Annotated in this window: 12 protein-coding genes; 3 read left to right on the top strand and 9 right to left on the bottom strand. The window is 56.4% G+C overall.

What is annotated here, in order from left to right; translation table 11 throughout:
- Positions 1–148 precede the first annotated feature (148 nt).
- On the top strand, positions 149–1,126 hold the full coding sequence (locus I2B62_RS15030; protein ID WP_195269891.1) for a biotin--[acetyl-CoA-carboxylase] ligase: 978 nt from the start codon (positions 149–151) through the stop codon (positions 1,124–1,126).
- Here I2B62_RS15030 and I2B62_RS15025 read toward each other — a convergent pair.
- From I2B62_RS15025 to I2B62_RS14995, 7 genes are all read right to left on the bottom strand, one after another.
- Positions 1,112–3,022 carry a cation-translocating P-type ATPase gene (locus I2B62_RS15025; RefSeq protein WP_195269890.1) on the bottom strand — a complete coding sequence of 637 codons (1,911 nt, stop codon included), beginning with the start codon at positions 3,020–3,022 and terminating at the stop codon, positions 1,112–1,114. The genes I2B62_RS15030 and I2B62_RS15025 overlap by 15 nt on opposite strands.
- Positions 3,023–3,505: 483 nt before the next feature.
- Entirely contained in the window at positions 3,506–5,038 is a 1,533-nt protein-coding gene (locus I2B62_RS15020) for a BCCT family transporter (protein WP_195269889.1), read from the bottom strand.
- Positions 5,039–5,107: 69 nt separating this feature from the next.
- Positions 5,108–6,514, bottom strand: coding sequence for a trimethylamine methyltransferase family protein (locus tag I2B62_RS15015; protein ID WP_195269888.1), 1,407 nt, complete (start codon positions 6,512–6,514; stop codon positions 5,108–5,110).
- Positions 6,515–6,556: 42 nt separating this feature from the next.
- A complete protein-coding gene (locus I2B62_RS15010) occupies positions 6,557–7,846 on the bottom strand; it encodes an MFS transporter (RefSeq protein ID WP_195269887.1) in 1,290 nt (429 codons plus the stop codon).
- Between the two features lie 262 nt (positions 7,847–8,108).
- Positions 8,109–8,792 carry a GntR family transcriptional regulator gene (locus I2B62_RS15005; RefSeq protein ID WP_195269886.1) on the bottom strand — a complete coding sequence of 228 codons (684 nt, stop codon included), beginning with the start codon at positions 8,790–8,792 and terminating at the stop codon, positions 8,109–8,111.
- A gap of 9 nt (positions 8,793–8,801) precedes the next feature.
- Positions 8,802–9,527 (bottom strand): GntR family transcriptional regulator, encoded by a 726-nt coding sequence (locus tag I2B62_RS15000; protein WP_195269885.1) that lies wholly within the window; start codon positions 9,525–9,527, stop codon positions 8,802–8,804.
- The gene (locus tag I2B62_RS14995; protein ID WP_195269884.1) at positions 9,514–10,158 is read right to left on the bottom strand and encodes a cobalamin-dependent protein; all 645 of its coding nucleotides are present in this window, start codon (positions 10,156–10,158) and stop codon (positions 9,514–9,516) included. The genes I2B62_RS15000 and I2B62_RS14995 overlap by 14 nt, the downstream gene beginning before the upstream one ends.
- Positions 10,159–10,671: 513 nt before the next feature.
- Between I2B62_RS14995 and trmB the strand changes: the two genes are divergently transcribed.
- Both trmB and I2B62_RS14985 read left to right on the top strand, forming a co-directional pair.
- Positions 10,672–11,325 (top strand): tRNA (guanosine(46)-N7)-methyltransferase TrmB, encoded by a 654-nt coding sequence (gene trmB, locus I2B62_RS14990; protein ID WP_195269883.1) that lies wholly within the window; start codon positions 10,672–10,674, stop codon positions 11,323–11,325.
- 13 nt (positions 11,326–11,338) lie between these two features.
- The gene (locus I2B62_RS14985; protein WP_195269882.1) at positions 11,339–12,076 is read left to right on the top strand and encodes a lysophospholipid acyltransferase family protein; all 738 of its coding nucleotides are present in this window, start codon (positions 11,339–11,341) and stop codon (positions 12,074–12,076) included.
- Between the two features lie 122 nt (positions 12,077–12,198).
- On the opposite strand, the gene I2B62_RS14980 is transcribed toward I2B62_RS14985, so the two are convergent.
- Complete coding sequence (locus tag I2B62_RS14980) at positions 12,199–13,329, bottom strand: DNA alkylation repair protein (protein ID WP_195269881.1); 1,131 nt, start codon at positions 13,327–13,329, stop codon at positions 12,199–12,201.
- Positions 13,330–13,355: 26 nt separating this feature from the next.
- Entirely contained in the window at positions 13,356–15,293 is a 1,938-nt protein-coding gene (locus I2B62_RS14975; RefSeq protein ID WP_195269880.1) for an NAD(+) synthase, read from the bottom strand.
- Positions 15,294–15,592 lie beyond the last annotated feature (299 nt).

The raw sequence follows: 15,592 nt of genomic DNA, 5'->3' as shown, positions 1-15,592 counted from the left end.
TATTTTTACTCCTGTAACCTTTTTAAGGTTTATTTAAAGATTCTAAGCGGGGAAAACGGTAATATTTTGCTGCCTGAGGATTCTTAGATTGACCGCTGCTTTTCTTCTATCTTATAATAATAACAGAAACCACAAAGGAGAACTGCCCATGTCCACACAAACTGACCTTTTAAAAATACTGGAGGAAAACCGCGGCGAGCCCGTGTCCGGCGAGGCGCTGGCGGAAAGGCTGAGCCTGTCCCGCAGCGCGGTCTGGAAGGCCGTCAAGGCCCTCAAAGATAAGGGCTACCAGATCGAGTCCAAAACCCGGCGGGGCTACACGCTGTGCAGTGGCAACGACATTCTCTCCGCTGCCTCCATCGGTCCCTGGCTGAAGAACCCGCAGCAGGCAGAGCGCCTGGAGGTGTACCCCTCCCTTGACTCGACCAACAGCTTTGGTAAGGAGCGCGCGCTGGCCGGGGCGCCGGACGGCACAGTCATCATTGCGGAGTCCCAGACCGGCGGGCGCGGACGCATGGGACGCGCCTTTTTTTCACCGGACGGCTCCGGGATTTACCTGAGCATCATCCTGAGGCCCGGTACGGCCATCAGCCAATCCCTTTTCATCACCATTGCCGCCAGCGTGCTGATCCGCCAGGCCATCGCGGATGTCACGGGCCTGGAGCCTGAGATCAAGTGGGTCAACGATCTCTATATAAAGGATAAGAAAATCTGCGGCATCCTCACCGAGGCCGCGGCCGACTTTGAAACCGGCAATATTGACTACATTGTCCTCGGCGCCGGCATTAATTTTACCGAACCAAAGCAGGGTTTTCCGGAAGACCTTCAGCCTGTGGCGGGCGCTCTCTTTAAGAAAGCCCCGGACGGACAGCTCCGGAGCCGCCTGGCCGCTGAGCTGGTCAACAGCCTGAGCCGCCTCACCCGCATCCCCGAGCCCGGTGAGGTCATGGCCGACTACCGGAAGCACTCCATGGTGATCGGGAAGCCCGTCACCATCCTGAACGGCCGTGAAACCCTGGAGGGTGTGGTCAGCGACATCAACGACTCGGGGCATCTGATCCTAAAAAAAGACGATGGAACCTTTCAGTCCATCGTCTCTGGCGAGGTCAGCCTACGGCTGCGATAATCCCAGGGAACCGGCTGTCTTCTGCCGGTCCTTTTCGTTTTTTTTCTGATTAAAGTTCAGCAGCATGGCCGAGCTGATGATGACTGCCACCGAGCCCACATTGTGGACCAGCGCGCCGGCCACCGGCCCCATGATTCCGGTCATGGCCAGCACAACAGCCACGGCGTTGAGGGCCTGGGACAGGAAAATATTGACGCGGATGGTCCGCATGGTTTTCCGGGACAGGGTCATCAGGTAAGGCACCTTCATCACATCGTCGCCCACAAATACCGCGTCGGCCGCGTCCATGGCAATGTCTGAACCGATATCGCCCATGGCCAGGCCCACGTCGGCTGTCCTCAGGGCCGGCGCGTCGTTGATGCCATCGCCGATCATGCAGACTTTCTCCTGGCCTTTCCACTGGAGGCGTTTGACCACCTCGATTTTATCCTCGGGCAGGCAGTCAGCCTCGACGGTGTCAATGCCGGTCCGATCGGCCATATAGAGGGCCGCGGACCGGTGGTCCCCGGTGATCAGGGCGGTTTTAAGCCCCTGCGCCCTCAGTTTCTCAACCATACTTGGCGCGTTGTTGCGCAGGGTATCGGCCAGCACCGCGTAGCCCGCTGCTTTTCCATCCACCGCGATATAAATAAGGGTAGCGCCCTCTTTCAAGTATTTTTCCGCAGATTTTTCAAGGCTTTCCGTCACAGAAACGCCCATGGCGTCCAGCAGCTTTCGGTTCCCAGCTGCAATTTCATGCCCCTCCACCACAGCCTGGACACCCTTGCCAGGCAGCATCGCAAAAGTCGACGGCTCTGGCAGCGTTTCTGAGCGCTCTTGAGCATAATAGTCTGAGACCGCCTTGCCGAGCGGGTGCTCCGAACGGGCTTCGGCGGCCGCCGTCCACCGCAGCAGCGGCTCCTTTTCCCATGGTTGATCACATTCAAAGGCCCGCACACAGGGCTTTCCGTAGGTGATGGTGCCGGTTTTATCAAAGGCGACACGGTCGATGGCCGAGAGCCGCTCCAGCGCGTCTCCGGACCGGATCAGAATCCCGTTTTTAGCCGCGTTGCCAATTCCAGCCATGATGGCTGTTGGCGTGGCGAGCACCAGCGCACAGGGGCAGAACACGACCAGAATGGTGACCGCGCGGGTCAGCGCTCCAGTCACCAGACCCGTGATAACTGCGGCTGTCAGCGCCAGCACCACAATAACCGTGGCCCAGCGGTCTGCCAGGTGCGCAATGGGCGCCCGGCCCGCGTCGGCAGACTCAACCAGGCGGATCATCCGCTTCAGGGAGCTATCCTCAGCCGCCTTGGTCACCCGGATATCCACTGTGCCAAACTGGTTCATGGTGCCGCAGAAAACCTCGTCGCCCTTTTCCTTATCAACCGGCAGCGATTCCCCAGTCATCAGGGACTGATCCACCGCCGTATCGCCGCAGAGCACAATGCCGTCCACGGGTATCTTTTCTCCGGGCAGCACCCGCACCGCCTCACCGACGGCCACATCCTCTACAGCGGCCATCACTTCTATTCCGCCCCGGATCACCCGGGCTTTTTCCGGCGTCAGGTCCACCAGGCGCTCGATGCCCTTCCGGGCCTTATTCACTGTTCTTTCCTCAAGATATCCGCCAAGGGTCATGATCACTGCGATCTCGCCCGCCGCGAAAACCTCGCCGATCGCCACAGAGGCGATGATGGCGATGGAGACCAGCACGTCCGCCCGGATGTCAAATTCCTTTATCACCGCAACCACCGCACCGATGATAATCGGAAAGCCGCACAAAACAACCGCAATCCACGATAAATCAAAGGCCAGCCGGCCGCCCGCCACAAAATGAATCCCCAGCGCCAGCGCTGAAATAATCATGGTCGCAACCGTTCTTTTTTCCTCATCCTTAAGCCAAGTCATCATGATTTCCTCCTCATTTACTCTATACCCCTATAGGGTATATTTCTTTGGAGAAAAAGTCAAGCACATATCAAAAATTTATCTTTTATTTTTTTGGTATGGCGCATTTCAGACCGTACCGTTAAACTCAAGAGACGAAGCCTTTTACCTAAGAAAGAAAAAAGCGGCCTGCGGGTACTGCGCTCGCAACCATATCTTCCTCGCTAAAGCTGACGTTTTATCTTACCGGTGTCCGGCTGCTCCGATAAAGCGGCACGATTCCTGACCGTTCACCACAGCGCCTGGTTCTTTTTTCTTATCTGGATAAAAGGCGCAGTCCCGGGCTACGCCGCTTCCTTAACGTATCCGGGTCCCTCTTAGGTTGCTGCCACTTCGCAGCAGCATTGAGAGCGCCGGTCGCACTGGCTCCCGGCTTGTGCCAAAGGGGAAGGCGCGTTTTAGTTCGTACAAAAAAACAACCCGTATCATGGCAATACGGGTTGTCTTTTACAGCTTTTCTTTTATCTCTCTCTTTTTCAGCCACCGGAACAGCAGCACGGTCATGGCAATGGTCAGGAGGGCTGAGGGCAGGCCCACGACAATGACAAAGGTCTGGAGAGCGCTGATACCACCGCCAAGCTTGAGCACGGCCACGCCGAGTATGGCGATGGCGATGGACCAGGACAGGCGGTTCCAGCGGGCCGGCTGGCTGATGTCGGTCATCTCCTTAGACGCGATACAGCCCATGGTAAAGGCGCAGGAATCCACACAGGTGGCCAGGAATACAAAGTAAAGGAGAATGACCCCCACGATGATCACATTCTTAAAGGGCAGCTGGTCCAGCATGGCCAGCACCGCGTAATTGCTGCCCTGCTCGGCGTTGATCCTGGCCAGGTCTACCACACCGCTGCGCTGCAGCTTGAGGGCGTAATTCCCCAGCACGCAGAAGATCGCCATGGTTCCGGCCGAGCCGGCGCCCATGATGCCGAAAATCAGCTCGCGGATGGTGCGTCCCTTGGAGACTCTGGCGATAAAAATAGCCATGAAAGGCACCGAGGCCACCCACCAGCTCCAGTAAAAAACCGTCCAGTCCTGGGCAAAGGTCCCGCCGCCGAACACATCGCTGTAGCTGTTCATGCGCAGGAAATTGCTGAGCAGGGTCCCGAATTCCTCGACCGAGGCGGCCAGAATATAGCGCGCGCCGCTGGCAAAGAAAATGAACAGAATGACCCCGATGAGCAGGTACATGTTGATGTCGCTGAGAATCTTAATGCCCTTGTCCAGGCCTCGGTAGACACTGATGGAAAAAATAAACATCCAGATCACCAGCACCAGCACCTGCAGCTCGGTGGTGTCGGGCAGCCCGGTGATCTTGCAGATAAGCACTGACAGCAGGGGCACCCCCAGGCCGAGGGCCGGAGCGAAGGTACAGAAGGTTGCAAAAATCGTCACGATGTCAATGGCCTTGCCCGGAACGCCCTTGGCGGCTTTCTCACCGATCAGGTCGGTCATCACGCCGGATATCTTGAGGTTTTTGCGCTTGAGCACCAGAAAATAGTAGGAGACCACCAGCCCGGACAACGCGTAAAAGGACCAGGCCACAGGCCCCCAGTGAAACAGGCCGTAGGGAATGGCAATGTTAAAGGCCTCCAGCGAGTAGGGCTCGTAGCCGAAGGGCGGTGACGCGATATAGTTTAACGGTTCGCACACTGACCACAGGATGGCCGATGAGCCAATGGCTGAGAAAAAAATCATGGCCAGCCAGCTGTAAAAGCTGTAGGCCGGCTTCTCCCCCTCGCCGCCGAGGCGGATCCTGCCGTAGCGGCTGCAGCCCACCACCATACAGACAATAAACACCCCCAGGCCAAAGAGCAGGAAAAACCAGTCGAATTTTGTGATGACAAAGTTTCTGAGCACGCCGGACACAGCGATGGCCTGCTCCGGAAAGGCCAGACACGCCGCGGATACCAGGAGCATGAGCAGCAGCGCGCCGAAAAAGATGGTTTTATCAATGGGGATTTTGGTTTTTTGCGGGTCCATATTCCACTTCCGTTTCTTAGATTCAAAAAACAAAGACGGGCCTGCCTGTTGCGCGCCCGTCTATGCCGTTTACTTAATTAAATATTTTTCAATCACTTTCATCTGTTCCGGTGTCTTTTCCGGTTCCTGATAGGCAGCCAGGCGTTCAGCTACCTTTTCTGATGCTTTTTCCTTGACCGATTTTTTATCCTCTGTCTGCCAGGTGTTGTAGTCCACCTTCACAAACATATCCGGCACATAGTGCTCGTTGCGGTATTCCTTGGGGGTGCGGCCAGACATGAAGTTGCCTCTCGGGCCCACCTTGCTGATCTCTTTAGTATAATCTTTATTGTAGTCAATGGCAATCCCCTGGGTCATGCGCTTCAGCATCTTGATGAGCTGCTCGTCCGCCATGTATTTTTCCAGAGAGCTGACGTTAAAGCCGCTGAGCATACCGCAGCTGAAGAAGATCAGGTCTGTGCTGCTCAGGGTGCCGCTCATCAGGTTGAGGGTGGATTCAACCCCTGCCTGGTAGTCCACGTCAATGGCGTCGTTGAGGGCGCCGGAGGTTCTGAACGGCATGCAGTAATATTTGGCCATGGCCGCGCTTGCCAGAGAAATCAGAGCGGTCTCACTGTTGCCCAGAGCCATGGACACAGCTCTCAGGTTGGTGGAGGTGGAGGTGTTGCCGTAGAAGATGGGCAGTCCGGGCTTGATGAGCTGGATGAGTACCGTGACAGCCAGCAGCTCGGCGTTGTTCTGGATAATGGTGCCCAGAATGGAGGCCGGGCTTGTGAGCACTGGCAGCGAGCAGGTGGCCAGCTGCATGGGCTGATTGAGCTCGCAGTAGGCAAACATGGCGTCCAGGCTGTCCTTAACCCAGGCCAGCGGTGAGATCGGGCTGATACAGCCGACAGCCACATATTGGTCATGGACATCCACGAAATCCTGGATCATTTTGACCACGTTGGTGGCAACAGTGCCGGAATCGTGCAGCTTGGTGGCCAGGGCGGTCAGCGAGATGGGCAGCGTGGTGTAGTTTAACAGGGCGGCGGCCATGTTGTAGGATCGGTCCTCTCTCGGCACATCATAGGTGTCACAGAGCAGCAAATGGGTCATGTCGATGCAGTCGCTGGTCTGTACCAGCTTGCAGATATCGACGTAGTCGTGCATTTCGGCAAAACGGAACTCGCCGTTTTCCATCACGTACGGCGGGCTGCCGGCTGTGGCCATGGTCAGGCTTCCCCCGCCCATGTGGTAGCTGGTGCCGTCCGGACGCAGGATATCAAATTCCTGGCTGACCGTGGACAGGCCCTTGGCAATGAGCTCATCGGTAAAATGAATGGTATAGCCATCCACGGTGGCGCCGTGTTTTTTGAAAATTTCAACCGCGCGGTCATCCTCGAACACACAGCCGGTTTCCTTCAGTAATTTTGCGGATTGTTCGTGAATAAACTCAACATCCTTGGCCTGTAAAAACAGTTTTTCAAGTTCCATATGTTATTTCTCTCCTTCAAGTTCCCTAGTTGTTTTCTTATATTATGCCTGTGTTTCTTCAGCGGGTTCTTCGATTGAGATCCCTTTTTTCTTATTGTAGACCAGTACCAGCAGCGCGCAGCCCATGGACAGGATCGCGCTAACGCCCAGGGCGATAAAGATATAGGTATAGGCCTGGTTGCCGTAGCTGTCCAGCCATTTGCCCGCGATCGGTGACACGAACATGTCTGGCAGGAATCCGATCAGTGACAGAATACCAGAGGCAGAGCCGAAGATGGCAGCCGGTACCTTGGTTTCTGTGAACAGTGAGGATTCAACCCCGTATGCCCCGCTTAAGAAGAAGGACAGGATCATGATCAGGATAATGGCCGGAACCATAAAGCCTGCGGTCTGCGGCGCAAGAACGATGACGAACAGGCAGACAGCCGTAACGGCCATACACAGCAGAATGGTTTTGGCCGGCGATTTGATCTTGGTCGCCAGGGCCCCGATGATCGGTGATGAAAAGAGCGAGGTGCCGTACATACGGATATTGCCCATGAGCGCTGCCATGGCCACGCTGGCGCCGAACACGGCCTGTACGTAAGGCACGGTGTAGCTGAGCGAGGTATAAACCGTATAGGTAAAGAACATACACAGGGTGGTGAGCCATACACCGGGGTGCTTAACAGCTGCCACCAGCTCGGATAAGTCGAATTTCTTCTTGGTTTTAATGATTTCGCCCTCAAACTTCGGAATCAGGAAGAAGGACGCCAGGGCAAAGGCGATGTTTAAGAATGCATAGAACATGAGCACCATGTTAAAGCCGGAAGCCGGATCTGCAAAGAGGTCAAAAATCCACATGGAAATAAAGTTGACCACCAGGCCGAGGATCCCGACGATCCCGTAGCTGATGCCGATGTTTCTGGAATAGGTGTTGTCTGTGCTGACCAGGCGGATGCCCTTATAGCGGACGCCCCAGTAAATAAAGGTGGTGCAGACCCCCATGAGCAGGAAGATCACCTTCAGGGTCTCATAGCTCGGCAGCGTCGCGTACCAGAAAGTTAAAATTGCAGAAAGTCCAAAGCCGGCAGTCGCCAGGTATTTGACGCGAATCTTGTCTGCCAGAATACCGCCTGGTAAATAGGAAATCATGGCGGTGGTGCCGTAAAGGCCGTAGAGCACACCAAGCTGTTCGTTGGAGAGCGCGAGGCTCTGTAAAACCGGTTCGTAAAAGACATACCGGATCAGGAATGTCAGGTAAACCACTACCGCACCGGAGCTGATAATACCAATTACCGCGTTCCGGGTAAAGCCGCTGATGCTTTCGTTTGTCACTTCGTTTTTATTCATTTTTCCCCTCCATAAAAACTGATAACACTTGGGTCCGGACCATGTGTCATATACAAGTATGCTACAACTATAACACGTGCAACGATTTCTGTCAATAGAATTTGGTTAAAAAATATATAACAGATCATATAACTGTATATATCAATAGCTTGTCATTCCATAAATCCCGCCGGAGGCTTTTGTGGTTTTGTAGCAAACTGCCGCTTACGTTAAAGCTTTTTCACAACTCAAAAAAAGGGTATCGCGGCGATACCCTTTCACTTTAATATTTCATTTTTAACTGCATTTCCTCGCAGGGCACATAGGTTTCCGATACCCCGACGAGCTGGCCGCTCTCGGTGCGGTAGGTCTGCCGGAAAGCAAAGACGCCGTCGTCCGCGTCGATGAACAGGGTGTCCCGGACCGGGGCGTTGTCGGTCATGAGGGTGATCTCAAGCTCCTTATAAATGTCGTAATTGCCCAGCACCAGGTTCAGCGAATCCATGAGCCGCTCCGGGTTTCTGACCGGCGAGGCGCTGCGGACATTGTGGATAATGTACTTGATGTCCAGGCCGATGGGCATGTCCCGGTTGTAGAGAATCCGGGTGGCCCGCAGGCAGCGGGTATGGTCCGGCACATCCAGGCCAAAGCGCTGCCGCAGGCTGGCGCCGCTCACCTCCTTGATCTCCTCAAGGCGGATGTCGGTCAGATGGTCGATGCTCTTGGTCTCGTGGAAGATCATGGTGTAGGTCTTATGGTTGCTCGAACTCACAAAGAAGCCTTTGCGGTCCACCACGTACACATAGCCCCGCTCCTCCAGGATCGCCAGGCTTTTCTTGACCGTGACCGGCGTGGTCGTGTAGATTTTTGAGAACTCCCGCAGCGAGGGCAGCTGCGCCTCAGGCTTGTACTCACCCTTTTCGATTTTGGCCTGAATATCATTCAGAATAAATTCATAGGTCTTCACAGCACACCTCTACACTCTGGAATTGCCGCGCAGGCGGCACAGGTCGCTCTCCACATACAGCTTGCCATAGCCGATGGGAATATCGTCGGAATCGTACAGCTTCTGCTCAAAGAGCATCATAAACTTCTGCTTCTTCCGGGGTTCTCCGGTCATTTCCTCAAAAAAAGGACCGATCTCCGCGTCGGTCATGACCCCGGTGACAAAGATCTCCTCCCAGTAGCCAAAGCCGTAGTGCTCGCCAAAGATGATGCTGACCATGTCGCGGTAGCTGAAGCTGTCCTCCTTGATGTTCATGCCCGGAAAATAGGGAATGTACTTCTCATCCAGGGCCACGGGCCGCTCGCCCTGGAACAGCATGGACCGGATACAGACGATCTTTGTCTTGGGCGCCACCTGCAGGTGGTAGACCAGCTCGATAGTGGGGGCCATGATTTTGGCGTGGATGAGCTTGGCATGGCTGTAGCCCCCGCGGATGATCTCGTCAATTTTGAAGCCCACGTCAAATTTGTTCAGGGAGTACTCCCGCACATAGGTGCCCTTGCCCGGGGATGACATCAGGTAGCCCTCGCCGATGAGCACCTCGATGGCCTTGCGGATGGTCATGCGGCTGACAGCGTACTCCTCGCATAGGCTGTTCTCCGATGGCAGCAAATCGCCAGGCTTATAGATATTGCTGAGGATCTTGATCTTAATGGAATCGGCAATGTTGAGGTATTTAACTTCATTTTTGCTCATCTTTTAACCATCCCTGACAGATTTCCACCCCTTTGATGGCCGATTTGGTGTAGGCGTCGGCGCCCACGAAATCGCTGACGGTTTTGTTGGCCACACAGCCGCCGATGATGATCCGGACCTGATCCCGCATGCCCGCCTCCGAAAAGGCGTCCACCACTTCCTTAACCGAGGGGATACAGTCGGTGAGCACAGCGCTCAGGCCGATGATGTCACACTTGTACTTCCGGGCTGCCTCCACAAAATCCTGGGCCTTGACGTCCACGCCCAGGTCCCTGACGATAAAGCCGCCGGCCTGCATGGCGCCCTTGAAAATGGACTTGCCGATGTCGTGGATATCGCCCTCGACCGTGCCCAGCAGCATGGTCTTGCCAAACTCCCCGGCCTCGATGCCGTCGTAAATATCACACATGTTGGTGTACTCCAGCACATTTTCAAAAATAATGCCCACCACCATAAGATCCGCGATGGAGTACTCGCCGGTCTCGTAGCGCAGCCCCACCTTTTCCAGCCCCTTGTTCAGGGCCATCCAGATATCCTTGGGCGGCGTCCCGGCCGCCACACAGCGTTTCACAATCTTCAGAACCTTCTCCTCATCCAGCTCCTCGATGGCATTGATCAACATTTCTAACATAATGCTCTCTCCAGTTTATCTATCAGTTTATATAAATTTTAAATAATGAATCTCAGTCGACAAAGCAGCCGTTTGCCCATTGCCAACTCCCCGGCCTAAGAGAAAGGACAAGATGCAAGGCGTGTGCGTTTTTAAATGAAGGCACATATTCATAATATGTAACTGAATTTAAAAACGCTCGCAACGCAGCAGCTTGTTCTTTATCGACGGCCGGACGACCAACGGTCTAAGAGAATGGGCAAAATGCAAGGCGCAGGCGTTTTTAAATGAAGGCGCATATCTACAATATGTAACTGAATTTAAAAAAGTCTGCAACGCAGCCGTTTGCCCATTGTCGACGACCGCTGTAGTATACTTGTCTAAGCAAATTATATCACAGATCCCGCAAAAATAGCTTTACTTTTTTTAACACTTCGGATAATAATTTAAAATTGACGGATGCCGGGTCAAATGGTAATATATCTTAGGAATTAATCTTGTTTTTTTGAACAAAACCATTGACGGAGGGCATTTATGCATATTCGACCAAAACCCTGGGCCCGGCCCGAGCTTTTATCCTGCGGGTTTTTCATTCCGGAGGCCACGGCCATGCGGGGGCGCTGGCAGGAGGCTTTTGAGCGCCGGGCGCCCCTGCATCTGGAGCTGGGCTGCGGCAAGGGCACCTTTATCGCGGCGCTGGGCCGTCGCCACCCTGAGGTCAACTACCTGGCCGTGGACATGATCGACGCGGTGCTGGGGCTTTCCAAGCGCAACGTGGAGCAGGCCTACGCGCCCGAAGCGGTGGACAACATCCGCCTGACAGCCTGGGACATTGCCCGCATCGGGGAAATGCTCGCCCCTGAGGACGTGGTGGAGCGCATCTACATCAACTTCTGCAATCCCTGGCCCAAGCGCCGTTATCAGAAAAAGCGGCTGACGCACACCCGGCAGCTGGAGCAGTACAAAAAATTCCTGGTTCCCGGGGCGCAGATCCACTTCAAGACCGATGACGACCCTTTGTTTGAGGCGTCGCTGAAATACTTTGAGGCCTCAGGCTTTCAGGTGACCACGCTAATCCGGGACCTGCACGCCTCGGATGAATACCCGGGCAACATCGTGACCGAGCACGAGTCCATGTTCGCGGAGCGTGGCGTCAGGATCAAACTGGCCGTGGCGGAAATACATTGACAAGGAGAGCATTTTGAGAACAATTCTATGGTTTATCCATTTCTGGCTGTACCAGCTGGCCCTTTTACCCAGCCGGTTCAAGGCCCGCAGGCTCGCGGCCGCGGGCGACATGGCCGGGCACGACGCGCTGGTGCGCCGAAAGGTCGGGCCCTGGGCCAGGAGCATGATCCGCACCGCCGGGGGCACGGTGACGGTGGAGGGGCTTGAAAACATGCCCGAGGGGCCTGCGGTCTACGTTTCCAACCACCGCAGCTACTTTGACATCCCCCTGGTTCTGGGCTATCTGGGCGACGACACCAAGCCGCTGGTGGCCAAGAAGGAGATCGGCAAAATTCCGCTGATCCGCGCGTGGATGGAGGCCCTGCACTGTGTGTTCCTGGACCGGGACAATCCGCGGGAGGCCATCAAAAACATCAAGGAGGCCGAGCGCCGGGTGGCCGAGGGCTACTCCATGGTCGTCTTTCCTGAGGGCACCCGCACCGAGGACGGGTACCTGGGCGAGTTTAAGGGCGGGGCCTTTAAGATTGCCCAGAACAACAAGGTGCCTGTGGTTCCCTTCTGCATGAAGGACACGGACAAGCTCATGGGCCGGAACACCCTGTGGATTCACCCGGCCGAGGTGGCGATCCGGGTACTGCCTCCCATCGACACCACGGACTACACCCGGGCCGACTGGAAGAACCTGCCAAAGCTGGCCGAGGAGAGGGTGCGCGAGGGGCTCACCGCCATGGGCGCTGAGGGCTTCCATTAAAAAAGCGGTATACGCTGTTTTGGCGTACACCGCTGTATCGAACCGTTTGGCGACAACTTAAATACGGATTTATTGAATCCAGAGGCGCGGCCTTTTCCAGGCTGCGCCTCTTTTTTGATGCGTCATTCCCCTTCTGAGCCCGTGCGGCCCTCTGCTGGCAGCAGCTCAAAATCCAGAGTGCCCCGCTTCGCGCCGTTGACGATAAGGGTTACCGCGTGGGGGCCGGGGCAGTGCTTTCGTGTGCTCAAATCCGCAAAGGATTGGACTTTCGTGTAGGTTTTTTCCTGATTGGCCTTTAATGAAAGCTCGGATATCTGGAAGATCTTCCGGCTGCGCCGGCCGTTTGCTTTCACGTAGTCGATGCCGTATTCCAGCCGGACCCGGGCTTCCTTTCCAGCCCTGATCTTAAAGGTGAAGACCAGGTCCTGCCCGATGGCCACCGCCGCGGCCGCCAGCGCAAAGCCCGCCACCTCGATGCTGGCGGCGTCCTCAAACCCAAAGAGCTCCAGCACCTCCGGGTTTCCCTTTTTAAGGAGGGTCCGGCACCCATGCTTTACGATCCAGTCTGTGTGCCTGTTCTGGCCGTACCATTTCCGCGCGAGGCCCGCAACCCGGTCCGGATGTGTTTTGGAAATATCGTTCAGGTTATTGGCCACGCTTTTGCGCACATACAGGGACGGGTCGGCTTTCAGCCGCTCTAAAATGGCGAGAACCGGCTCCGGGTCCTCCTTGAAGCGGGGCAGGGCCTGGCCCCACGGCAGCTGCGGCCGGCAGCCCTCGCTGGCAAGCCGGCGGACGTGGGCGTTGTCGTGCCCGGCCCAGAGCGCCATCTGCCGCATCATGCGGGCTTCATCCCTTATAATGAAGGGCCTCACGGCAAACTCGGCGGAGGACAGCGGGGTATACCGCTCCAGCGCGGCCACGGACAGGTCCCAATGGGCCTCCTGCTGGCCGTAGACCTCGACAAAATCCGGGAAGATCATTAAGGCGTAGTCGTTAAACCCGGCGGGATACCCCGCGGCGGTCTCGTCCAGAATGGCCAGCGCCCGGGCATAGTCGTCCGACAGGTACCGGCCCAGGTTGACGGTAACCTGCCGCATGCGCTCTTTCAGTCCCAGGGCCTGCCAAGCCTCGTCCAGCGTGTCCGCCACAAACCGCTCCACCGGAAAGGCGGGGGCCGCCGCCTTTATTCTCAGCCCCAAATCGCGCAGAGACGCCGCATTGTAATATTTGTCTTTCAGTAATTCCGCCATGGGCTTCCTCTCTTTTTAATCTGGGCTCAGCCCAGGGTATCCAGCACGCGCAGCCACTCGTCCACCTTGGCGTCGGAGGGCATGCGCCAGTCGCCCCTTGGCGACAGGGACACAGTGCCCACCTTGGGGCCGTCGGGCAGGCAGGAGCGCTTGAACTGCTGGGTAAAGAAACGCCAGTAGAAGTTGCGCAGCCACTTGTACAGGGTGGCGTCGTCGTAGCGGCCCTCGAAGGCCCGCTGGCTCAGGAAGTAGATTTTATCCGGGCTGTAGCCGTTTCTGAGCACATGGTACATGAAGAAATCGTGGAGCTCGTAGGGCCCCACCAGATCCTCGGTTTTCTGGGCGATTTTGCCCGCCTCGTCCGGGGGCAGCAGCTCCGGCGACACGGGGGTGTCCAGCACGTCGCAGAGAATCCGGCGGATCTCAGCGTCCCCGTTGTTCTCGGCCACGTAGCGCACCAGGTAGCGCACCAGGGTCTTGGGAATGCCGCCGTTGACCCCGTACATGGACATGTGGTCCCCGTTGTAGGTGGCCCAGCCCAGGGCCAGCTCGGACAGATCCCCGGTGCCGATGACCAGGCCGTCCAGGCGGTTGGCCAAATCCATGAGAATCTGGGTGCGCTCCCGGGCCTGGGCGTTTTCATAGGTGACGTCGTGCACGCTCAGGTCGTGGCCGATGTCCTCCAGGTGGCGGGCGGCCGCGTCCTTAATGCTGATCTCGTGGAAGGTGGCCCCCAGGGCGCGGATCAGGCTGACGGCGTTGTCGTAGGTGCGGTCAGTGGTGCCGAAGCCGGGCATGGTGACCGCGTGGATGCGCTTTCTGTCAATGCCGAAGCGGTCGCACACGTTCACGCAGACCAGCAGGGCCAGGGTGGAGTCCAGGCCGCCAGAGATGCCCACCACCATGGCCGGATCGCCGATATGGGCCACACGGCTGCCCAGGGCCATGGTCTGAATATTCAGGATTTCCTCACAGCGCTCGTCGCGGCGTCCGGCGTCGGCGGGCACAAAGGGCTGGGGGTTCACTTCCCGCAGGCAGTCCTGGGCGTCCTGGGCATTAAAGAAGCATTCCATATAGCCGCCCTCTCTCAGGATATCGGCCGAATCGCCAAAGGAGGTCTGGAGCTGGCGGTCGTGCACGATGGCCTCCACGTCCAGATCGGCCACCACCAGCTGGCTTTCGGTCTGGAACCGCTGGGACTGGGCCAGCAGGCTTCCCTTTTCGCAGATGAGGGCGTCGCCCCCAAAGACGAGGTCGGTGGTGGACTCGCCATAGCCGCTGGAGCAGTACAGGTACCCGGCGTTGAGGCGGGCAGACTGCTGCCTGATGAGGGCTCTGCGGTAGGCGCTCTTCCCGATAACCTCGTTGCTGGCCGAGGGGTTCACGATAATGGTCGCTCCCTCGGCGGCCTGGAAGCAGCTCGGCGGCACCGGCGCCCACAGGTCCTCGCAGATTTCAATGCCGACCACCACGTCCTGCCAGCCCTCGTGGCGGAAGAGCAGGTCGGTTCCGATGGGCACGCCCTCGCCGAAGCAGGTTCTGTCGGTGGCGCGCAGCTGCCCGGCGGAGCGGAACCAGCGTTTCTCATAATATTCCTGATTGTTGGGCACATAGGTTTTGGGCACAATGCCCAGGATTTCACCGTCTGACAGCGCCAGGGCGCAGTTGTACAGGCCGCTGCCCGCTGCCACGGGCGCGCCCACCACGATGAGCATGGCCTTACCCTCGGACCATTCTCTGATTTTCTCCACAGCGGCCGCCGCGGCCTTTTGCAGGGTCCGCTGGAAAAAGAGGTCACCGCAGGTGTAGCCGGTGAGGCACAGCTCGGGAAAAACCACAATGCCCACCTGCTTTTCCCAGGCTTCGGCGCACAGGGCCAGCACCGCGTTGGCGTTGGCCGCGCAGTCTCCTGTCTTGATGACTGGCACCGCGCAGGCGGTGCGAATATATCCTAAATCTTTCATATTTACCCTTTCTATTTCATTGAAAACATTATCTTTTTTGACGGGCGGGGCGTGGTCTGAAAATCCTGCCCCAAGATATAGTTTTGCTTTTATCTCATTATACCGCGAATCGGATTTATGAACAAGTGTGGATAACCAAGGGGGTTTATCCACAAGTTATGCATAAACTTTTCCAGAACCTTATCCACAGTTTCTTCACTTTTCAACAACGGATTTATGGGCATTTCTTCACTTACCCACCAAGTTATGAACATTATCCACAGGAAAAACGCATGTTTTCCACAGTTTTACACATTTTT

It is taken from the genome of Eubacterium sp. 1001713B170207_170306_E7 (genome assembly GCF_015547515.1).
Lineage (GTDB): Bacteria > Bacillota > Clostridia > Eubacteriales > Eubacteriaceae > Eubacterium.
This window is presented reverse-complemented; position numbering and strand designations above follow the sequence as displayed.